9 protein-coding genes and 3 pseudogenes are annotated in these 21,493 nt (G+C 44.4%); 1 reads left to right on the top strand and 11 read right to left on the bottom strand.

The window, feature by feature from the left end; translation table 11 throughout:
• The 11 genes and pseudogenes from AACT52_RS03490 to AACT52_RS41180 all read right to left on the bottom strand — a co-directional run bounded on the left by AACT52_RS03490 (position 1) and on the right by AACT52_RS41180 (position 21,027).
• Positions 1 to 3,693 (bottom strand): type I polyketide synthase, encoded by a 3,693-nt coding sequence (locus tag AACT52_RS03490; protein WP_073629408.1) that lies wholly within the window; start codon positions 3,691 to 3,693, stop codon positions 1 to 3.
• Positions 3,678 to 6,890, bottom strand: coding sequence for a type I polyketide synthase (locus tag AACT52_RS03495; RefSeq protein ID WP_073629410.1), 3,213 nt, complete (start codon positions 6,888 to 6,890; stop codon positions 3,678 to 3,680). Before AACT52_RS03495 ends, AACT52_RS03490 begins: the two co-directional genes overlap by 16 nt.
• A gap of 17 nt (positions 6,891 to 6,907) precedes the next feature.
• Entirely contained in the window at positions 6,908 to 13,918 is a 7,011-nt protein-coding gene (locus AACT52_RS03500; protein ID WP_233153855.1) for a type I polyketide synthase, read from the bottom strand.
• A gap of 1,455 nt (positions 13,919 to 15,373) precedes the next feature.
• Positions 15,374 to 15,520: pseudogene (locus AACT52_RS03505) on the bottom strand (ATP-binding cassette domain-containing protein); the annotation flags it as partial.
• A 123-nt stretch (positions 15,521 to 15,643) separates the two neighbouring features.
• Positions 15,644 to 16,048 (bottom strand): hypothetical protein, encoded by a 405-nt coding sequence (locus AACT52_RS03510; RefSeq protein WP_073629414.1) that lies wholly within the window; start codon positions 16,046 to 16,048, stop codon positions 15,644 to 15,646.
• A 156-nt stretch (positions 16,049 to 16,204) separates the two neighbouring features.
• Complete coding sequence (locus AACT52_RS03515) at positions 16,205 to 18,307, bottom strand: patatin-like phospholipase family protein (RefSeq protein ID WP_073629416.1); 2,103 nt, start codon at positions 18,305 to 18,307, stop codon at positions 16,205 to 16,207.
• 216 nt (positions 18,308 to 18,523) lie between these two features.
• Positions 18,524 to 18,925: pseudogene (locus AACT52_RS03520) on the bottom strand (MvdC family ATP-grasp ribosomal peptide maturase); the annotation flags it as partial.
• A gap of 384 nt (positions 18,926 to 19,309) precedes the next feature.
• Complete coding sequence (locus AACT52_RS03525; RefSeq protein WP_073629418.1) at positions 19,310 to 19,453, bottom strand: microviridin/marinostatin family tricyclic proteinase inhibitor; 144 nt, start codon at positions 19,451 to 19,453, stop codon at positions 19,310 to 19,312.
• 480 nt (positions 19,454 to 19,933) lie between these two features.
• Positions 19,934 to 20,386 (bottom strand): annotated as a pseudogene (locus AACT52_RS03530) (ABC transporter ATP-binding protein/permease); the annotation flags it as partial.
• 39 nt (positions 20,387 to 20,425) lie between these two features.
• The gene (locus AACT52_RS03535; RefSeq protein ID WP_158054555.1) at positions 20,426 to 20,911 is read right to left on the bottom strand and encodes a transposase; all 486 of its coding nucleotides are present in this window, start codon (positions 20,909 to 20,911) and stop codon (positions 20,426 to 20,428) included.
• Positions 20,863 to 21,027, bottom strand: a complete 165-nt coding sequence (locus AACT52_RS41180) for a helix-turn-helix domain-containing protein (protein WP_443216617.1) — start codon at positions 21,025 to 21,027, stop codon at positions 20,863 to 20,865. Before AACT52_RS41180 ends, AACT52_RS03535 begins: the two co-directional genes overlap by 49 nt.
• On the opposite strand from AACT52_RS41180, the gene AACT52_RS03540 reads away from it, so the two are divergent.
• Entirely contained in the window at positions 20,998 to 21,156 is a 159-nt protein-coding gene (locus tag AACT52_RS03540; protein ID WP_233153856.1) for a hypothetical protein, read from the top strand. The genes AACT52_RS41180 and AACT52_RS03540 overlap by 30 nt on opposite strands.
• Positions 21,157 to 21,493 lie beyond the last annotated feature (337 nt).

The raw sequence follows: 21,493 nt of genomic DNA on the forward strand, positions 1-21,493 counted from the left end.
TCAGTTCCCCCTCACCAAATTTTCTAGTTTTGCGAGTTCCTCCGCAATTGACGCTTCTACTCCATCATCGGAAAGCTGTTCTACCTCTGACAAAGCCTCGGCTTGCTCGTCTTCGCCTTTAGGTAACTCCGTCTCATTTGCCGCAGGGACATCCCAATCCATAACTTCCCTAACCAGATATCCGGCAACATCTTTAATCGTCGGGTATTCAAAGGTTAAAGTCACTGGAAGAGAAGCACCAAAACTAGCTTCCAAACGGTTCTTGAACTCGACCGCCATCAAAGAGTCCATACCCATGTCAAAGAAACCTTGTTGCGGATCTGGCAATTTGGATGGCTCAAGCATCAGTACCTTGGCGACTTCTCCTTGAATGTAAGCAGTTAAGACAGAGAAACGTTCGCTTGCTTGGTGCTGTTTTAACTTTTGTAAAATCTCACTTTCGCTCGCCTTTAACTGTTGAGAACCCAGCGCGCCTCCTTGTGAGAATACTTGGCGGCTCAACTTCGAGAGAAAAGGAGATTTAGCAGCGAACTGGTCCATTTGCAGAAGCTGTGACCAGTTTATTGGAATTGCCCAAACAGAAGGTGAGTTTTGGCGTAAAGCACGGCTCATTGCTTGCAGTCCCTGCTCGGGGGTAATACTTCCAATTCCGAAGCGTGCAAGTCGCTCGTCGTTGCGAACCCGTGCAGCCATACCCACGGACGCCCAAGGTCCCCATTCAATGCTAACTGCTGGCAACCCTTGAACTGTACGATAATCAGCAAGAGCATCCAAAAAGGCATTGGCAGCACTGTAATCTCCTACTCCGCGACTCAGTAAGCCCAGTTGGTGCGTTGCCGAAGAAAAAAGTATGAAAAAGTCTAAATCGACTTTTTCAAAAAGGCGGTGCAGAAGCCATCCTCCCATCACTTTTGGACGCAATACCTGATTCGCTCGCTCAGCATCCAGTTCTACTAATAATTTTCCTCCGGGTATACCTGCCATGTGTACCACACCTCGAACTGGTGGACAACCTTGGTCTTTCAGTGTTTGTAGCATTTCGGACATTTCTGTCTCATCTGCTACATCAGCTGAAGCGAGATACACACTGGCTCCTTGGGCTTCCAAGTTCAGAATAGCAGCTATTTGGTTAGCTATACTACCTTCTTCTACCTCACTCCAAGTTGAGCGTGGAGGCAAGGGAGTACGTCCTAATAAAATGAGATGCCGAGCACCTTGTTCTACCATCCATTGAGCGACTTGAAGCCCTATACCCCCTAACCCTCCAGTGAGTAGATAACTGTAATCGTTGCGCCAACTAAAGGTCAGCGCATTTTCTACTGATTCGCGCTTTTGTACGAGACGGGGAACATAAGGCTGTCCATGACGGAAAACAAGTTGATCTTCTACGTCCTGAGTGCAAATGACGTTCAGCAATTGAGACGCTGTTTCATCTTCTGTCGCCTGAGGATCTAGGTCTACCATTCCTCCCCAGATATCTGCATGCTCTGTAGCACAGGTTTTACCTAAACCCCAAAGTGGTGTCTGGGCGATCGCTGGAAGTGAAGACTCTGTACCTATTGACTGAGCACCTTTAGTAACAAGCCATAAACGAGGGGGCACGGTTTGTTTAACATTGCTTAGTGCTTGAAGTAGGCTCAATACACTACTAACTCCCAACACTTGGCTCGTTTCCAAAGATGAAGATGTCATCTCATCAGAAAAAGTTTCATTGAGACTCCACAAATGGATCGCACCTTTGTACAACGGTTGATTCGGTTCGAGTACATTCTCAATGAATTGATGCATCTGCTCTGGACGATTTGGGTCGATCCAAAATTGTCCCTGTTCTGAAACCTGGTCTTTACTTGGGGAAATTATAAAACATGTTTCTCCGCGTGCCGTGAGAAGTGCTGCCAGTCTCTGTCCAACACCACTGCTGTCTGTAAATATTAGCCAACTCCCTGGCTGTTCTGGTTGCGGGCTGTTGATTTCTAGTGGTGATGTTGGTTCCCATTCCACTTCATAGAACCAATCGTTAAGGTTTTCTTGACTGGTCTGTTGTTTAGGAGTTTCAGTTCGCCGTAGCTGTAAACCAGAGGCTTTGACCAGCATCTTTCCTTGGCGATCGCGGATGTACACGTCTCCCACTAACTCGTCCGCACTATCGCTCACCGATGACCGCAGAACCGCGTGGCTCCATACCTCTTTGTCAATTGGATCGTAAACTTGCAAACTGCGAAGACCAGAAGGTATGTAAAGCGTACCTTGATTATTAGAGGAATTGTAAGTTGGTAATGCTGCTCCTAACACCTGGAAACAAGCATCCAAGAACGCCGGGTGGATTTTGTAAGCATCTGCTGATGGTTTGAGTTCTTCCTTAAGCTGCACTAGCCCTAGGGCTTCCCCATCACGTCGCCAGATGTGTTCTATACCCTGAAAACTTCCTTCCAACTGAACCCTGTGTTCGTGCAACTTGTGATAAAATTCCGAACCAGGAATTTCTTCTTGACATCGAGCTTGGATTTGTTCTGGTAGCTCTAAAGTAGGATTAGCACCATTCGTTGAAGTCTCCGAAAAATTCAATGTAGTCAACACTTCGGCTACAGTTGAATGCCCATTGGGCGGCGATTGCGCAAAGCCTAACGTCAAAGGCGATCGCTTTTGTTCGACATTGTAACGCTCTTTTAGTTGATTTAAATAAGGTAGATGCTTGAGAATTAAATCTGCGTTCGGTCCAAAGTCGAGCAGACAGGCAGCTTCATTCACACCTATATTATCTAATTGCTCCAGTAAATCAACACAGGTTTCTGGTGTTCCGATGAGTCCTCTAGAAGCAGCAAATCTTTCAAATAAGAAATTAACAAAATCATCCAGGTCTTTTGCAGACATGGCAGCGATATTTACGCTGTGACCTCTACTGCTGCCAAGATTGTTAAGTAAACCGATGTTCGACTTGAGATATTCGCAGTAAGGTTTGCGAACCAGCTCGCGGACGACATTCATGTCCTCTCCAACAAAGGTATGCAACATTACCGTTACCACACCTGTTTCCGGAGCGTGTCCGTGATTTGCCCGTGCTTGACGATAAAGGGCAATTTTTTCGCCTAACTGTTCAATGGTCTGATCTAAAAGATGAGTTAAAAGATTGGCACCAATCTCCCCAGCTTTAATAAAAGTTTGGGGATTTCCAGAAGCTGTGAGCCAAACAGGCAATTTTTTTTGAATTGGCGTTGGGTAGATCCGGATGTCAATCTGGTTACCCTTGCCATTTGTTGCCGAGATGGATTCTCCCTGCCAAAGTTTTTCTACAATCTGGATGCCAGAAAGCATTTCTTTATGGCGGTCTTGATATCTTTCTGGAAAGAAAGCAAAGTCATCAGGGTTCCAGCCAGGAGCAAAGGAAATTCCTACCCGACCTCCTGACAAATTATCGACAACAGCCCACTCTTCCGCAATCCGGATGGGATTGTGTATTGGCGTGACTACACTGCCAGCCTGCAAGCGGAGGTGCTTAGTTTCTCTTGCTAGTGCCGCATGCAGCACTGCTGGGTTTGGGTAAAGACATCCAAACTCAGTAAAATGTCGTTCTGGTACCCACAAACTAGAAAAGCCGTGTTGGTCTGCAAATTTAGCACTCTCAATAACCAGATGATATTTATCTCCGATTAAAGCCTCTTCACTACTGGCAAAGAACATTAAGCCAAACTGCATAATTTTTTCTCCTGTTCGTTACTGTGAGCAATTTTTGCAGTTGCATGCAATGTCCACTTTTTAGAGGATGGTTCTCCATCTGTTGGGCGGCTGTAAACTTGAAAAGATGCTAAGCCATCCCCATCAGTAGTAAGGATAATTTGAACGGTTTGAGTGCCATTCTCAGGGATGAAGAGTACATTGTGCAGTTCCAGATCTCTGATTTGATGAAATCCCCCAAAAGCTTCTTCGCAAGCAACCAAAGCCATTTCTGCGTAAACCGCGACAGGGACAACTGCGGCTCCCAGGAGTCGATGCTGCGTGAGATAAGGGAGGCGGTGCCTATCAAGCTCAAGTTCCCAAAAGTAACTGTTGGGAAGATGCGCAATTGTTTTTAATTGAGAACCTAAAAGTGGATGTCCTGTGGTATAGTTTGCGTTTTGAGGTGCTTGCAGACGGTGCGAGTTTTTGTCAGCTGGTTTTGGCTCAATCCAATAGCGCGATCGCTCCCAAGGATAAGTTGGTAGGCTAACTCGTTGTCCCAAATTGTCTTGGTAAAAACTAGACCAGTCTACGTCTGCTCCGCGCACGTATAGCTCCCCTAAGCTTTGGAGTAATACCTGCCAATCTTCGTGTCCCGGACGCAAGGAAGGCAACCAAACTCCCACCTCTTCTGGTAAACAGTTGCGCCCCATTCCCAACAACGTTGGTTTTGGTCCTATCTCCACAAACACCTCATAACCACTCGCATGAAGTGTGTTGAGACTTTTGGCAAATTGTACACCAGAGCGCAAATGACGACACCAGTAATCAGGTGATATCTCCTCGAATGTCAGTTGAGAACCTGTAAGGTTGGAGATGATGGTCATTTGGGGAGCGGCATAGTTGATTGTAGCTGCTACTTCAGCGAATTGAGCCAGCATCGGCTCCATCAACGGTGAGTGGAAGGCATGGGAGGTTTGTAGCTTTTTGGTCTTTATTCCTGCTGCCTCAAGCTCATCACAAATTGCTTGAACTGCCTGTGCAGAGCCAGAAATCACCGTGTTTGTCGGTCCATTAAATGCTGCAAATGCTACTTTTTTTTCATTTATTTCAGTAGCTGCACGTATAGAAGCTTCATCAGCAAACACTGCCACCATCTCACCACCAGCAGGTAAGCTCTGCATCAAGCGGCTTCTAGAAACAATTAGCTTCAGCCCATCCTCCAAACTCAAGACTCCAGCAACAGTGGCAGCTACGTATTCCCCGACACTATGACCCATGACAGCATTAGGATGAATCCCCCAGGATTTCCACAGTTGCACCAAAGCATACTCTATGGCGAATAAGGCAGGTTGAGTGTAAGCGGTTTGGTCTAGTGGTGAACTTTCTCCTGGTTGGGGATACAGCACTTGCAGTAGCGATTGCCCCAAGTAAGGACGCAGAATTTCATCGCACTGATCAAGGGCGGCGCGGAAAATCGGCGCACTTTCGTACAGTTGCCGTCCCATACCCACATATTGAGACCCCTGACCTGTGAACAGGAAAGCTACTTTGGGCAAACTGCTGCTATGTCCCTGAAATACCTGTGCTGTTTCCTGTCCGCCTGAGAAGTTTGCTAGCTGTTCACGCACTTGTGCGTTGTACGAGGCAACCAAAGCAAGGCGGTGGTTGAAATGAGTTCGACCCGCATTGGCAGTATAACAAATGTTTTTTATATCTAACGACGGATTGACAGCTAGATGATTCTCATATTTTCGTGCTAACTGCAACAGCGCCTCTTGAGTCTTTGCCGATAGCGTTAGTAGATCTGCTCTTGGTTCCACGGACGCTTTGACAGGTTCTAATATCGGTGCTTCTTCCAACACTATATGAGCGTTGGTACCGCTCATCCCAAAGGAACTGACTCCTGCCAACCGCCGCTTTTGTCCTGAAAACCAAGGCATCGGCGACGTTGGCACCATCACTGCTACCTCATCCCAGTTGATGTGAGGATTCGGCTGTTTGAAGTGCAGGTGAGGTGGAATCTCGTTGTGTTGCAGCGAAAGCACCACCTTCATTAAACCTGCGACTCCTGCTGCTGCTTCCAAGTGACCGATGTTGGTTTTCACCGAACCAACTACCAAGGGGTTGTCTTGAGAGCGTCCCTTGCCAAATATGGTTGCTAAGCTCTCCACTTCAATTGGGTCACCTAGTGCTGTTCCTGTGCCGTGAGCCTCTACATAACTTACCTCAGAAGGTTCTACTTTAGCGTTTTGTAGAGCCTTAAGAATGAGTTTTTGCTGAGCTAGTCCATTTGGAACTGTCAAACCTGTGCTAGGTCCATCGTGGTTAATTGCTGAACCTCGAATCACAGCTAAGATGTTATCTCGATTTGCTACAGCATCCGATAGGCGCTTAAGCACCACCACTCCGCAGCCTTCACCTCTACCAAAGCCATTGGCATCGGCATCGAACGTCTTGCATCGACCGTCTGGGGAGAGAGCGTGTGTCTTAGACAGAAAAATGGTGATTTCTGGCGATAAGATTAACTGTACACCGCCTGCTAAAGCCAGATTGCACTCTCCTGTACGCAGGCTTTGGCAAGCCAAATGAATGGCAACTAACGAAGAAGAGCAAGCGGTATCAATCGCCATGTTGGGACCTTGTAGCCCGAGAACATAGGACAACCGACCAGACGCAAAGCAAAAGCCATTCCCAGTTCCGCTGTAAGCGTCGATTTGTGTCGGATCATCGAACTTCAATTGTGCGTAGTCATTTTGTCCAATGCCCACAAAAATGCCGGTTTGACTATTATCTAACTGATCCGATGGCTGTCCGGCATTTTCCAAAGCTTCCCAACTCACCTCCAGTAGCAAGCGCTGCTGGGGGTCTAAGTTGATTGCTTCCCGAGGGGAAATCCCAAAGAACGTGGGGTCGAACTGGTCTACGTTATCTACAAAACCCCCAGTCCGAGCGTACATTTTCCCCGGTGCATCAGGGTTTGAATCGTAGTAAGCATCAGTGTTCCACCTTTGGGCTGGCACCTCAGCGATGGTGTCTACACCTTCATGCAATAGCTGCCAGAATGCCTCCGGGTCATTGGCTCCACCAGGAAACCGACAACTCATGCCGATAATGGCAATTGGCTCTGTTTTTGCATTTTCAATCTCAGCAAGCTTGGATTTCAATTTCTGCACTACAAAAAGCGATTGTTGCAGTGGAGAGAGTTCGTTAGTATTTGATGGGAACTGACTCATATAAAAAGAAATCCTCCTTAGCGATACGCTTCAAATTCTTGAGAAATTAAAACCATCACCTCGCTCTCAGAAAGTTGTTTAAGTTCTTCTAAAGAAGTGGTCAGTTCTTCTTGACTTTCCAGCAAATCCTGACTTGCTTGAGCAGACATTTCTAGGGACAAAACTTCTTGAGATAGGTATTGGACAAGGGCGTTAATGTTGGGATAGTTAAAGACTAAAGTTGATGGAAAGAATCGCCCGAAATGGTTCTGCAAGTGGTTTTTGAACTCAACTGATGTCAGAGAATCCATACCCATATCGAAGAAGTTTTGTTTTGGATCGGGCAATTGAGATGATGCAAATTTGAGAACCTTGGCGACTTCTCCTTGAATGTAAGCAGTTAATAGGGAGAGGCGATCGCTTGCCGGAGCCGCCTGTAATTTTTGTAGAATATCAGACGGTTGCACCGATGCCAAATCGCTTTCTGCCTGGGTTTTTGTCTTACCAAACAATTCAAAGAACAACGGCGGCAGTTGACCACCTAGGCTTAATTGCTGCCTTAACACTAACCAATCGATTGGTAGCACCCCAACTTGTGAACTGGCTTGTAAAAGCACCTGTTTCAGCACCTGCAATCCAAGATCTGGAGCGATGCTAGAAAGTCCCATCGCGTTAGCAGCTTGCTGATGGTTTGCCAAGCTTGCTGCCATCCCCACCTCGGCCCAAGGTCCCCAGTTAATGCTTAATCCTGGTAGTCCTTGCAAGCGGCGATGATGAGCCAAAGCATCCATAAAGCTATTGGCTGCTGCGTAATTCCCTTGACCTGGCGAGCCGAGTAATGAAGCTGCTGAAGAAAATACAACAAAGAAGTCTAACGGTAGACCATCGGTCAAGGTGTGTAGATTCCAAGCCCCTCTTACCTTGGGAGCCATCACTTTACTAAAGCGTTCCCAGGATTGCTGTTGCAAGATGCCGTCATCTAAAACTCCGGCAGCATGAACAATTCCTCGCAACGGTGGCATTGTTGCCTGAACTGTCTCAAGCAATCTCACCATATCCGCTTCATCGGATACATCTACCTTTTGGAGGAATATCTTAGCTCCTAGTTGTTCCAATTCCCTCAAGGTTGATTGCGCTTCGTCTTTTTCAGTGTTGCGCCCAGTGAGCACCAATTGTCTCGCCCCTTGGGACACCAGTAGGTGGGCTACTTTTAGTCCCAAAGCACCCAAACCTCCAGTAATTAGGTAAGTGCCATCTGAGCGCAGCGTCACTTGTTTGGATTCTTCCTGTTGCTTGGGCACTAAGCGAGCAACATATCGATTGCCGTTACGCAAGGCAATATGGTCTTCCCCAAGGGAATCCTCAATTTCTGCTAATATATCTTTTGCTTCATCATTCGTGGAATTGGGCGCTAAATCGAGCATTCCACCCCATAATTCTGGGTGTTCCAGTGCCACGACTTTGCCTAGCCCCCATAGACTCGCTTGTGCCACCCCAGGAAGCTCTGAACCTGCTGGTACCGCTCCCCGTGTCACTAACCACAACCGAGGTAGGGGGGAAGCAGATGCGAAGTTTAGTTTCTTTATTACAGCTTGCAGCAAATGCAGCACGCTCCCAACACCGAAGGTCTGAGCCTGTTCTAAAGAGGAGACTGTCAGATCCCAAGCCAATTCTGCCTCTAAACTCCACAGGTGGACAATCCCCTGTAAAGGTCGCTCCATTCCTAAAACCTTTTGGAACAGAAATTCAAAATCTACTGGGCTATAAGGGTTGATGCTCCAAGTTTCGCCCTCTTTGATGTTATAGCTATTCCCTGGATAAACTAAAATACACGTGTTACCCCGCGATCGCAAAAGTTTGGCTAGGGTTTGTCCCACACCTTCCAAGTCAGCAAAAATTAGCCAAGTACCAGCTTTCCGAATCCCGTTCTTCTGTACAGACGAGCCATGGCGCGTCTCTACATCACGCGGCAACTGCTGCCACTGTACCTCATAGAGCCAATCTTTGATGGATGCTGTTAGCAACTGTTGATCTTGTTTAATTAACAGTTGCAAGAGCTTGGGCAGTAATTGTAACTCATTTTCTGAAAGTTCTCCTGCCTTTTCTAAATTTTGGACTACCTGTTGAGTATCTCCTTGGCTCAAGAGTTTCATGATGGGACTTTGAGTCTTTTCTTGAAATAAATTGCCTGCTTGTGAATGCTCGTTTTCGCGGATATTGACCCAATAGCGCTGTCGTTGGAAGGGATAGGTGGGCAACATGACGCGCCTGCGCCCATAGTCCTGGTCAAAGCCCGACCAGTCTACGTCTGCTCCACGCACATATAGCTCCCCTAAACTTTGGAGTAATACCCGCCAATCTTCGTGTCCCGGACGCAAGGAAGGCAGCCAAACTCCCACTTGTTCGCTTAAGCAGTTGCGCCCCATCCCCAACAACGTTGGTTTTGATCCTATCTCCACAAACACCTCATAACCACTCGCATGAAGTGTGTTGATACTTTTGGCAAATTGCACACCAGAGCGCAAATGACGACACCAGTAATCAGGTGATATCTCCTCGAATGTCAGTTGAGAACCTGTAAGGTTGGAGATGATGGTGATTTGCGGAGGCGCATAGTTGATTGTAGCTGCTACTTCAGCGAATTGAGCAAGTATCGGCTCCATCAACGGTGAATGGAAGGCGTGAGAGGTTTGTAGTTTTTTGGTCTTTATTCCTGCTGCCTCAAGCTCAACACAAACTGCTTGCACTGCCTGTGCCGAGCCTGAAATCACCGTGTTACCCGAGCCATTAAATGCTGCAAATGCTACTGTTTTATTATTGATTTTGGTGACTTCACGTATTTCTTTTTCGTCAGCAAACACTGCTACCATTTCACCATCAGCAGGTAAGCTCTGCATCAAGCGGCTTCTGTGGGCAATCAGCTTCAGCCCATCCTCTAAACTCAAGACTCCAGCAACAGTGGCAGCTACGTATTCTCCGACACTATGACCCATGACGGCATCAGGATGAATGCCCCAGGATTTCCACAGTTGCACCAAAGCATACTCTATGGCGAATAGGGCAGGTTGGGTGTAAGCGGTTTGGTCTAGTGGTGAGTTCTCCTCTGGTTTGGGATACAGCACTTGCAGGAGTGACTGCCCCAAGTATGGACGTAGAATTTCATCGCACTGATCAAGGGCGGCGCGAAAGACGGGCGCATTTTCGTACAGTTGCCGTCCCATACCCACATATTGAGAGCCTTGACCAGTAAATAAAAACGCAATCTTCTGGCGCTTGTTACTTACCTGACCGTTCACCAGTCTGTCGTCCCTGCTATCGGCAAAAGCATTTAGTGCTTCTTGCAACTGCACACTAGATTTGGCAACTACAGCAAGGCGGTGGTTAAAATGCGATCGCCCAGTGTTAGCTGTGTAACAAACATCCGCCAAAGAAACTTCAGGATGATTTGTTAAGAAATCAGCATAACGTTGCGTCATCTCGCCAAGTGCCTTCTCACTTTTAGCTGACAAAGTCAGAAGATGGAATTGACGTTCAATTTTATCTTCTTTTTGGATTTTGAGAGAAGTTAAAGCGGAGGAAACCTCCGTTCGCGCAGCGTCTCCGGAGGAGACTCCAATCTTCGGTGATTTTGAATTTTGAATTTCTGGAGGTGCCTCTTCCAAGACTACATGAGCATTGGTACCCCCAAACCCAAACGAACTGACTCCAGCCAACCGAGGCTCTTTTCCTGTAGCCCATTTCTGAAGCTTAGTTGGGATTGACAGTGGTGTTCCGTCTATAGAAATATACGGATTGATCTGCTCTAAATGCAGGTGGGGAGGGATTTCCTTATGCTGCAAAGAAAGTACAACCTTAATTAAACTAGCAATCCCAGCTGCAGCTTCCAAATGACCTATGTTGGTTTTAACCGAGCCAATCCAACAGGGTTCGTCTGGCGATCGCCCCTGCATCAGTATGTCCTTGAGCGAATTTAGCTCGATTGGGTCTCCAAGAGAGGTTCCAGTACCGTGTGCTTCTACATAATTAATTTGGGCTGGCTGAACTTTCGCATTTTCAAGAGCATGACTAATCACTGCCTGTTGTGAAAGTGGATTGGGCGCTGTCAGTCCATTGCTGCGACCATCCTGGTTAACTGCCGAGCCTCTGATCACAGCTAGGATAGTATCTCCATCCCTAACGGCGTCAGAGACGCGCTTAAGAACCACAACACCGCAGCCTTCTCCTCGAACATAACCGTTAGCTTTAGCATCGAAGGTCTTACAGCGACCATCAACCGCTATCATTCCTGCCTTGGAGAAGGTCATGCTCACTTCAGGGCTGAGGATGAGATTGACTCCACCAGCTAAAGCCATCTGGCATTCGCCTTGCTGCAAACTCTGACAAGCCTGGTGAACAGCTACCAGCGATGAGGAACACGCCGTGTCTACCGCCCAGCTTGGTCCTCGTAAATCTAGCACATAGGACAAGCGGTTAGCAGCAATGCTCAAAGCGTTGCCAGTACCGGAATAGGGGTCAATGGCGACTTTCGGGTTAAACACCAATCGGGAATAATCATAGTTGCTGATGCCAATGAATACCCCTGTTTGACTGCCTGCTACTTGCTTTTGTGTCTGTCCAGCATTCTCCAACGCTTCCCAACTAACTTCTAGTAGCAGCCGTTGTTGGGGGTCCATCAGCTCGGCTTCCCGTGGAGCAATACCGAAAAACTGTGGATCAAACTGATCCACTTGTTCGAGAAACCCACCCCATTGGGTGTGCTTTTCTTCAATCTCTGCGGTCGTCTTGTTAGAGAAACGACTCATGTCCCAGCGTGACGGAGACACTTCTTTGACAGCATCAACCCCATCATGCAACAGTTGCCAGAAAGTTTCCGGGCCTTTTGCTCCAGGGAAACGACAGCCGATTCCAATAATGGCGATCGCTTCTTCAGTCGTTGCTGTACGGTGAGCATCTTGTTGATGCCCAGTTTCTAATCCAGCTAAATACCGAGCTAAACTTTCAATCGTCGGGTAATCGTACAAGAGTGTAGGAGAAAGCTCACGTCCTAGCCATTCCTGTAAGTCACCAGAAATGCCTACAGCTGCCAACGAACTTAGACCATATTGGACTAGGGGTTGCCGAATATCTATTTCATCAGAAGAAGCAAGTTGCTTTGAAATCTTTGAAATTAACCAGGCTTCGATAGCTTCTTGACTTGGAGATACCTGTTGATTCGATGCTTGCTCTTCAGAATGGTTGTTGCTGGACTGCTCTGGTTGCAATTTGCCTGTTTGCAGTTGTTGCAACAGCAATTCTACTTCCGTTTCCAGGTCGCGGAAATTTGTTTTATATTTCGGATTCGGACTCCAATCTGCCACTATGTCTAGAGTTCCAGCTAGAAATTTAGCCCGACAAGCACTCCGCTGTACTTTACCACTGGATGTTTTGGGAAGGCTGACAGTCTTTAGCAGCAGCACCGCATAAACTTCTAGATCGTGCTGTTGGGCTATGGCTCGACGAATCGACCCAATCACTTCGTTAGCATTTAGCTTCCTGAGGTAACTCCGCTCTACTTCTTGGGCAACGACTAGCTTTTCTTCTCCAGCAATATCGACTGAAAAGGCAGCTCCAGCGTTAGAACGCAGTGCTGGATGGCTTTGTTCTACCGTGAGTTCAATATCTTGAGGATAATAGTTGCGCCCCCGGATGATAATTACATCCTTGAGTCTACCAGTGACAAACAATTCCCCATTGAGCAAAAATCCCAAGTCCCCTGTCCGCAGGAATCGTCGGGCTTTAGTGTCTCGCAGTTGTGCTCGAAAGGTTTGCTCAGTCTGCTCTTGACGATTCCAGTAGCCTTGAGCTATGCTTGGTCCAGATACCCAAATTTCACCGACCTCATTCGGCTGACACGGTTCCATTGTCTGTGGATTGGCAATGACAATTTCTAGTTCCGGCAAGCATTCACCGCTACCTACTAATGTTTGGCTGTCATCGTTTTGTCTTAAGGCTGGAACTACCCGATTTTGCTCTAGCGCTTGTTTCTGGACGTTTTGCACAATCGGCTGGGCGCTTACACGACCACCAGAAACAATGAGAGTTGTTTCTGCCATGCCGTAACATGGGTAAAATGCCTCGCGGCGAAAACCACAATTAGCAAAAGCTGCTGTAAACCGTGCCATAGTCTCTGCACGGACTGGTTCAGCTCCGTTGAAAGCCACTTGCCAGCTACTCAAGTCGAGACTCGCCCGCTGTTCGTCCGTAATCTTGTTCACACATAAATCGTAAGCAAAATTAGGTCCGCCGCTGGTGGTAGCTTTGTATCGTGAAATAGCTTGCAGCCAACGGAAAGGTTTTTGCAGAAAAGCCTCTGGAGACATGAGAATGCACGGTATACCCAAGTACAAAGGCTGCAGCATATTCCCAATCAGTCCCATGTCATGGAAAAGGGGAAGCCAACCCACGAAGATTGTTTTCTCCGTGTGCTGCATACCATGCTGGATAATTTTTTCATTGTGCATCAGGTTCTCATGACTCACCATCACCCCTTTCGGTGTTCCCGTAGAACCCGAAGTGTACTGGAGAAAAGCCAGAGTGCTTCCGCACAAGGGTGTTTCCTGCCATGAATCTGCCTGATTTTCGTCTATGTTGTCGGTCGCCAAACAGGACAATGCAGCTAATTCTGGATTCTGGGCAACTCGACTCTTAATGTTAGGTAATAAAGCTTCAGTTGTAAGAATCACCTGAGCTTCGGCATCTGCGATAATCGCCTCTAGCCGGGACATCTTCTGATTAGCCCTGGGTGGGTAAGCGGGAACAGCTACTACTCCTGCATACAAACACCCGAAAAAGGCGGCGATGAATTCTAGACCTGATGGATACAGTAGTAAAGCTCGTTGTCCAGATGCTCCCATACTCTGGAGTTGAGCCGCGATCGCCTTTGAAATTCGATCCAATTCTCCATAAGTTAGACTATTTAATTCTCTCTCTCCATCTTGTAAAAAAGTATAAGCTCTCTGCTCTTGCTGAGATAGTGCCCTGTTTCTTAATACATCTACTATTGTTAGCATGCTCGTATCATTTCTCATGAAAATACCTTACTTTTCAATAAAAATCTCAAAAATAAACAAGCTTTTCTCAGGTCATGAATAGTGTTTTTAGCCTTCTTTGGTAAACACCAACCGCAATATTGTTACAGTAACATTTCTAAATATCGAAATTTTCCCAAATTCAAAACTTTATCTTAACTTTGCATTTTTACCAGTATTTTACTTTTCTGCCTAAACTAGCTTAAGCAAAGGTAAATTGTATTTCTAGCCGCGTTTCTGGCTACTAAAAAATTGCTGATTTTCTTAAATTTTCTTTTTCTGTAGCTATTTTTTCTTCATAAATCACAACCCTGTAAAGCGATTTTTTGAAATAATCAAGCTGCTTTCATCACCTAATTTTTCAGATAATGTGGAAAACAAATAAAGGTTCATTTTCCTAAAACTGCTTGTAACTCATACAAGGTGCAGATGCACTACTAATATAATTTTTTAGTTTCATTCTTTTATCAATACTATAAAAATGATAGTAACGGTAGTAAGAAAAGTGGGAATTTAAAAAAGTAGGAAAAGTGGGAATTTAAAAAAGTAAGAAAAGTGGGAATTTAAAAAAGTGGGAAAAGTGGGAATTTAAAAAATTATGAATTTAAAAAAAGTGGGAAAAGTGGGAAAAGTGGGAATTTAATAAGTTATTCAGTAATTGCTCCTAGGAAAAAGAAGGAATGATAGCAATACTTATAGGAGCATCCCAATTTTGCAAAAATAAAGGGACATTGCTGAATCAGGGTATGAATTGTCATTCTGAGCATAAGGAAGTGAAGCGTGCCTCCTAAGCTCGACAAAATCCATTTAAGCGGCATAGCCCAAGGTATCGGTCAAACGTTCCAACAAAGCACGAGGGATTTTTACCATATCGGTATCGGAGTGCGACATTGAAAAAGTACAAGACCATAGAAACTGACGGACAAGAGCGATTGCGCTCTGCGCACTGCTCCTTGGGCAATCGCATCAACGAAAGTGGGTAAGGATCTAGCATACCAAGGTGCCTGTCGAACCGAAAACTTCTGTGTTTAGCATACCAAGGTGCCTGTCGGACCGAAAACTTCTGTGAGTTCTGTAGATGGTGTGCCACCAAAGTCACCAGCGAGAACAATCGCGAGTTTGGCGCTTTGTAGTTCGAGCTATTGACAAGTCAGCCCATTGCCGCCCCTGGACTGCTCCTGCTCAAAATTGACCTGCGACTTCCATATCTACTCATAGAAGCTGCCTTATAAGCTGGTGCCTGCTTGCCTAGTTTCAATTGTCCAAAGTAACGAAGCGCTATCGCGCCGCTTCGCGAACGCGTATTCCTTGATAGTCTGGTACAATCGTCGTCTCCTTAAGTATGCTACTAGTGTGCTGTTGCCTGAGGAAACAGTTCTCGTCCCCTAGCTCTGACACTCATAGGTGAACTATAATCTTAAGGCGAGTTATTTATTAAGCGATCGCTCTCAACAAAGAACTTTTACCCCTACCACTAGGGCCAACAATCAATAACCCTTCGCCTGGCTGAACAGCGAGTGACAAATCTTCAACAATCACTTGTTCATAGTTTGGGGTTTGCAAAGTGACATTCTCAAAAGCTAAGTAGATGGGCGTAAATAAACATAACTATATTGCAATGGGTAAAGGCGCAGGGAAAAAGGGGAAAACCTTTCCCCTTTTCCCTTACAAAAGGTTACATAGTTCGATTTAATTGTGTCAACCTACTTAGGTTAATGGTTCCTCATCAACAATTTCGACTGTTCTCGGACCAGAACCTTCTCCAGGCTCAGTAATGACTACTGGGCTAATATGATGTTTCAGTTTGAGTTTTAGGTCATCTGTAATGGGTAATTCTTGAATTTCTTTGAGAAGAAATCTCACAGATTCGGTTTTGCTACGTTCTGCATAAATGAGCTTGAGAACGGTTTCAATCCCAAATGCTGCTATATATTCCCCTAGAATGCCTACCAAACCAAGCAGTCCTAAACCTCCTAACAAGCCCAACGGTCCCCCTAACGATGAGAGTAGAGTGACAACGGCAGCGACACTACCCCCTGATGTAGCCGTTGCAATCACAAAGAGTATACCAGGAAGACCTAAACCAGCAATTTTTTTGACGAGTTCATCCATTGTATTTACTTACAATCCTTATAAGGTGAAAACATGACTCAGAAATTAATGACTAATTTCTTTTTTGCAGCCATTAAAAATTTTACTTGTTGCAGATTCGCTTGGCGATTATAAAATGTACGCCAGTTACCTGGTGTGACATCCAAGCAATCTGATTTAGCCCAACAAAAGACTACAGAGTTCATCAATTTGTTGGCTTTTTTCAGAAATTAGGCGGTGGGCTACAGCTTGTAGCTGACGAGTATTTTGTAGTTTGGTATTATCTATCTCTTCTAGTTCCTCATCTAAAAATGTTTGAAAGCGATAATAAAAACTTTTAGCTTCTCCATCGCTAGATTCAAACAACTGTTCTAATTGTCCAGACACCACTTCGCTACCACCGTCAAACACAATATTTAAAAGCGGTTTTCCCCATTGTAAGAGTCCCCAATTTTTGACTTCTTTATAAAGGTAGGCACTCGTCAGCGAACCTGTACCTAAAGAAACTACTAAAATGTCTTCTGTATTGAGGGGTTTTTGTGCTTTTCGTTTACTACTAATTTGTGCTTCTAAAATAGCTAAATGGGCTGGATTATTAGCAAATACTCCACCATCTATTAAAGTATAGACGATGCCGCTATTGTGGGAATTTATAATACGATGAGGAGCAAAATAAGTCGGAGTGGCGGTAGTTGCTAATGCTGCATCTAGGAGTGAAAAACCACTACATAACTTGCTAAAATTTTTCGATTCTATCTCTTGTTTTTCTAGTTTGTTTGTAAAAAATATCGGAATTCGCTGCTCGATATCGTAAGTCGTTACAAAAACTTCTTTGAGATTATTTTCTAAAGGGGCGTTACCAAAATATTGCCTTAAAATTTTTTCTTTGCTTTCGGAAGGATATTTTGGCTGGAGAAATATATCCTCTAATGGACCAAGTAGTCTTTCAAAGAATGGCTCATAAAATATTTCCACCCCATATTCAAGAAATAGTTGTATGAGATCTTCAGCAGTGTATTGCGCTTGTGGCAAGTCATCAGATGAACTTAATCGGGGTTTAGTTAGTCCCAATGCCAAAATTCCGCCGCTTGAAGTGCCAGCAATTAAATCAAACAAACTAAATATAGGCTTTTGTGTCCGCCTTTCAATTTCTGCTAAGAGAAATGCAGGAATAATGCCCCGAATACCACCTCCATCAATGGAAAGTATTTTATATTTGGGACGGGCTTTTGTATTCATGCTTTCTGGCAATTCCTCCTGAGTTAATATTTGTGCTTCTTGGATATTGACGGGCTCTTCAGTTTGGTCTATTTTGGTTTCCTCGTCATGTGGCTGGAGAGCGAGCGGGGTTGGAATAATCTCGGATTCTTCGCTGTTTGTTTCTGTCTGTTGAATTTCCTTTGGTTCGTCTTCGTCGTTGCTGACTAAGGATACCGATGCTGCTAATAAATTTGTAGTTAGTGGTAAAATATTTTCTTCGGAAATAACTGCTGTTTCAATTTGGATCTCTTCTTGAATCTCTTCTTGAATCTCTTCTTGATTGGATGATTCTGCTGCAAATGGAACTGGATTTGATGATTGTGTTGCAAATGGAATTTCTGCTAAAGTCCAAATAGGATTACCACGAAAATTGCCATGATAGGACTTTCCAGTTTGGTTTTTGACTGTTGTTCCTTGCCCGTCATCTAATTTCCAGTAAGCCACTAATCCTTCTTCATCCCCGACTATTAGTCCACAACGATGGATCTGGATTTGTGCTTGAGTACAGGGATAATTCCAAACGCTAATGTTTGCTAATTGTCCTTTGAAATAAACCTGTTTGTGTAACGTTGCGCCCAGAGTTACAGAACTTGTTGCTTTATTTAAAGATGAACCTCTAAGAGAATCGTTGTATTCATGCTCATCAATATATACTGTTATTTGACCGCTATTAAAAATAATAGCAAAAAAGTGCCATCGTCCTATAGTTAATTCTCCTTGCCCGAAGGTTTTGATACCCTTGCTAACACTTTCATCAATGTAGACATCTATGCTTCCTGTTTCACTGATTCCGAATTCAAAATTATCGCTGTATCTCTCTGAAGAACGGGCAAAAAATACATTGCGTGTTCCGTAACTAGTAGCTTTATTTGTTAGTTGATATGGATTTACCCATCCTGAAACCGTAAAAGCTGAACTCCCTTGAGCGAAAACGCCGCCAATATCGTTTCTGCCAAAATCTATATAATCATCTACCCCATCAAATGTCAAAACTGTTCGTGTATTTACTAGGTTTGTCACAAGGATTTCATCTCCAAATAGAAATAATTCGTGATTTTAAATAAGAAGTTTACTATAAATCAAAATAATAGTAAAATCCTACTGTCAACTTTCAAAGCGGTATGGGATGTAGGCGCGCTCGCGGCTACTTTTATCTACATAATGCTACTACAAAAAGGTTTTTCAAATGAGTACCTATAGGATAGAAGACAAGAAAAATACACAATGCTCAATACCCTAGTTTCTATTACTCAGTAATACTTCTGCGATCGCACTTGCAATGGGCAAGTCCAAATCTTTCTCCAGCATTCCCCACTCTCCTACGGGGTTGATTTCCAAAAAGACGTATTCGCCTGATGGTGTGAGGATAAAATCTAAACAACCAAATGAAAGCCCAAATTTACCCATAAAGGTTTGGAGACGACGCACAAATTCATTATTGAGCTGGTGATGTTGCCATGCGCCAACCTCAACACCTGGTTTACGCCAATCAACTTTGGCTGCTGCATACACATCTGCGTTTAGCGCCCCCACAAATACATTACCATTGACATACACCACTCGCAATTCCTGTTGCTTCGGAATTTGCTCTTGAAAAACCATCGGGCAATAGCGTAGTGACTCAGCATCTTGTAAGTCTTCGCGTGCGAGTAGCATTGGAACCAAAATGTACGCGCTCCGACTGATTCCTGTGATAACAATAAAATTTCTACCTTCTTCAATGCCTCATTCTTACCAAGAATTCAGGCTTTGAGAGGATTTTTCCTGTGATAAAGATTGTTATCACAGGAATAGACACCTTTAAAGGCTCAGGCTACAACTTAAGTACAGTAAGCATCTTGGGCAAGCGCGTACATTCCTGTTCCAATGCTACTCACGGGCGATAAGATAATATGAAAGCGATTGCGTTTACAAGAGCAGTTTTCAGTTATTTGATAACTGTTACTCCCTTAAATTATGATGAAGCCAATTACAAGATATCTTCCTGCTCACAAAGGTACTTTCCAGATGCAGAAGACTAAATTATTTGTCTTCCATATCTGAAGGAAACTTGTAAGTGAAAGGGAAAGAAGGAGTATCTGTTCCTTCAGTAGTTTGCTCTTGCAAGAAACGTGCAAAGAATGGTACTGATCCGACATCCACTGTTTTGACTGTGTTTGTAGGCATAGTGTTTTCCTTAAAGGAAATTATTTTTGCAACTCAAAGTATATCAGGAATTACATATGTGTTCAAGGTCAGTTAAGATAAAAAGTAATTATTTCCAGGTAGTGAAGAAAGTTAAGAAAGTTAAGAAACTTAAGCGCACAGTCAAGAAAAAAATTAATAATTATCAATTTTAAGTAATGAATTTCAAATTATAGCAGTTTTCTTGGATTATTGAACAAGTAGGGGTGGGTTCGCCGAGATCATCATTAGTAATAAATAATATTTTTAAACCCGCCCCTACTCTTGCCTCTTTTCTTTGCTGAACCAGATTCCATCTATAATTATGTTTAATAGGAAACCAGGTTCCTATACACACTAGTAATAAGTCATTCATTAGTGAACAACAAGAACCCTGACTTTTTTAAAAACTTGGGGTTCTGAGGAAGCGCGATTTTTACTAATCAAAATAAAAAAACTATTCTTTCATATGGGATAATTCAGCTAAAGTCTCACCCACTTCAACACACTTGGGTTCTTGTCATAGCAGTACGTCAAGCCGTCCCTAGTGGTGATAGAATTTCCTTTGCTTGCCTTACTTCTGATAGTGCTAATGAAATAGTTAGTTAATTCACTTATTTCCTTATGAGAAAGCCCTTCACTTGTGATTGCTTCCGTGAAGATTTGTGATTAACTTTGCAACTCATTATTAGGCGTGCTTTGAATATTTATTGTTTTTTGATTTCGATATTCCTGCACAGTCACAAGTTGCCAACTGGAATCTTGTGAAAGTTCTAAAATCCATTGATGATAATCAGATAGACTTTCTCTATATCCTATACTAATAAATGTTTTTTTTGTTACTTGTAACTGTTGATATAAACTTCCTTCATTTTTCAAATCTAAGGCACTTGTTGCCTCATCTAATATTGTGAACCTGGGATGAGTAACTAATACAAGACTTACGCAACTGTCACAGGTAATCGTCACCCATAACTAGACTAATGACATGGCGAGCGCCAGAGGTTTCAGTTGTTGAATTAAATAGTTTGAGAGTAATGCGTACTTGATTTGATATAACTTGACGTGTGCATCTGTAGTTTTAAAGCGCCAGTTTACACTTGCCCGTTGGTGATTGCGCTGCTGTTCCCAGGAGGCAATTTCTAACTCTAAGCAGGAGCGATCGCCAATCCGTCGCTCCAAACATTGGCGGGATAAAACCGACAATTCAATTTCCACCTGATTCAAGCAACTCGCATGCTTGAGTGTGTAGTGAAACTCCAGTTTTTGTATGATGCGGCGTGCTTCAGGCGGCGCAAATACTTCATACAAGGCGGCTGGATGATGTATATTTAGGTTATCGACTACCAGACGAATAATATCTGCGTCCCGGCAATAAATGTCCACCAAGTCTTTCATCTGGTAGGCAAAATCTACCTTTGTGCGCTTACCAACTGATCTGCTAAAAGCTGTATTGTCCAACGAGTGCGTCCAGATGGAGGAGTCGAACAAGCAGTGGCAATCAAGAACGCTTCTTGCTTACCATCAAGTTTACGAGGTTTTCGGGGATGAGAGCGGCCGACTTTAGCATACTCCAACCCACCAACGACAAATTTCTCACGGGTGCGCTCTACAGTCGAGACATTAACTCGAACGGTGGCGGCGATCGCTTGATCTGTTTTCCCCTCATATCATGTCCGGATAAAGACTTATCATTAAGGCAGTAGGGGAGCAGGGGGGCTCAAGAGCCGGGGAGCGCGTTTTCCGGTTTTTGCACAGAGCCTTTAATAATAACTAATTAACCGGACTTGATATCATATGCCTGTAAGAGAATATGAGCGCGGGTGATCGTTCTAGCCGAACGCTTACCCGTTTTAATTACTGAGCGCAGTTCGCTTAATTCTGCTTCGTTCAAGTCCACTTCGGTACTTCTTTGCCATACTACCCCTCAGTTTTCAGGTAGCTTACCAATAAAAGAGAGTACTAGGCAAAGTTGCCTTGGCAGACTACTAGTGCAGGCTGGCAAAAATAACTGACCAGTGATAGATGTTGGCTTGAATACTG

The sequence above is a fragment of the Scytonema sp. HK-05 genome (genome assembly GCF_963872035.1).
In the GTDB taxonomy this organism is placed as follows: Bacteria; Cyanobacteriota; Cyanobacteriia; order Cyanobacteriales; family Nostocaceae; genus Kalymmatonema.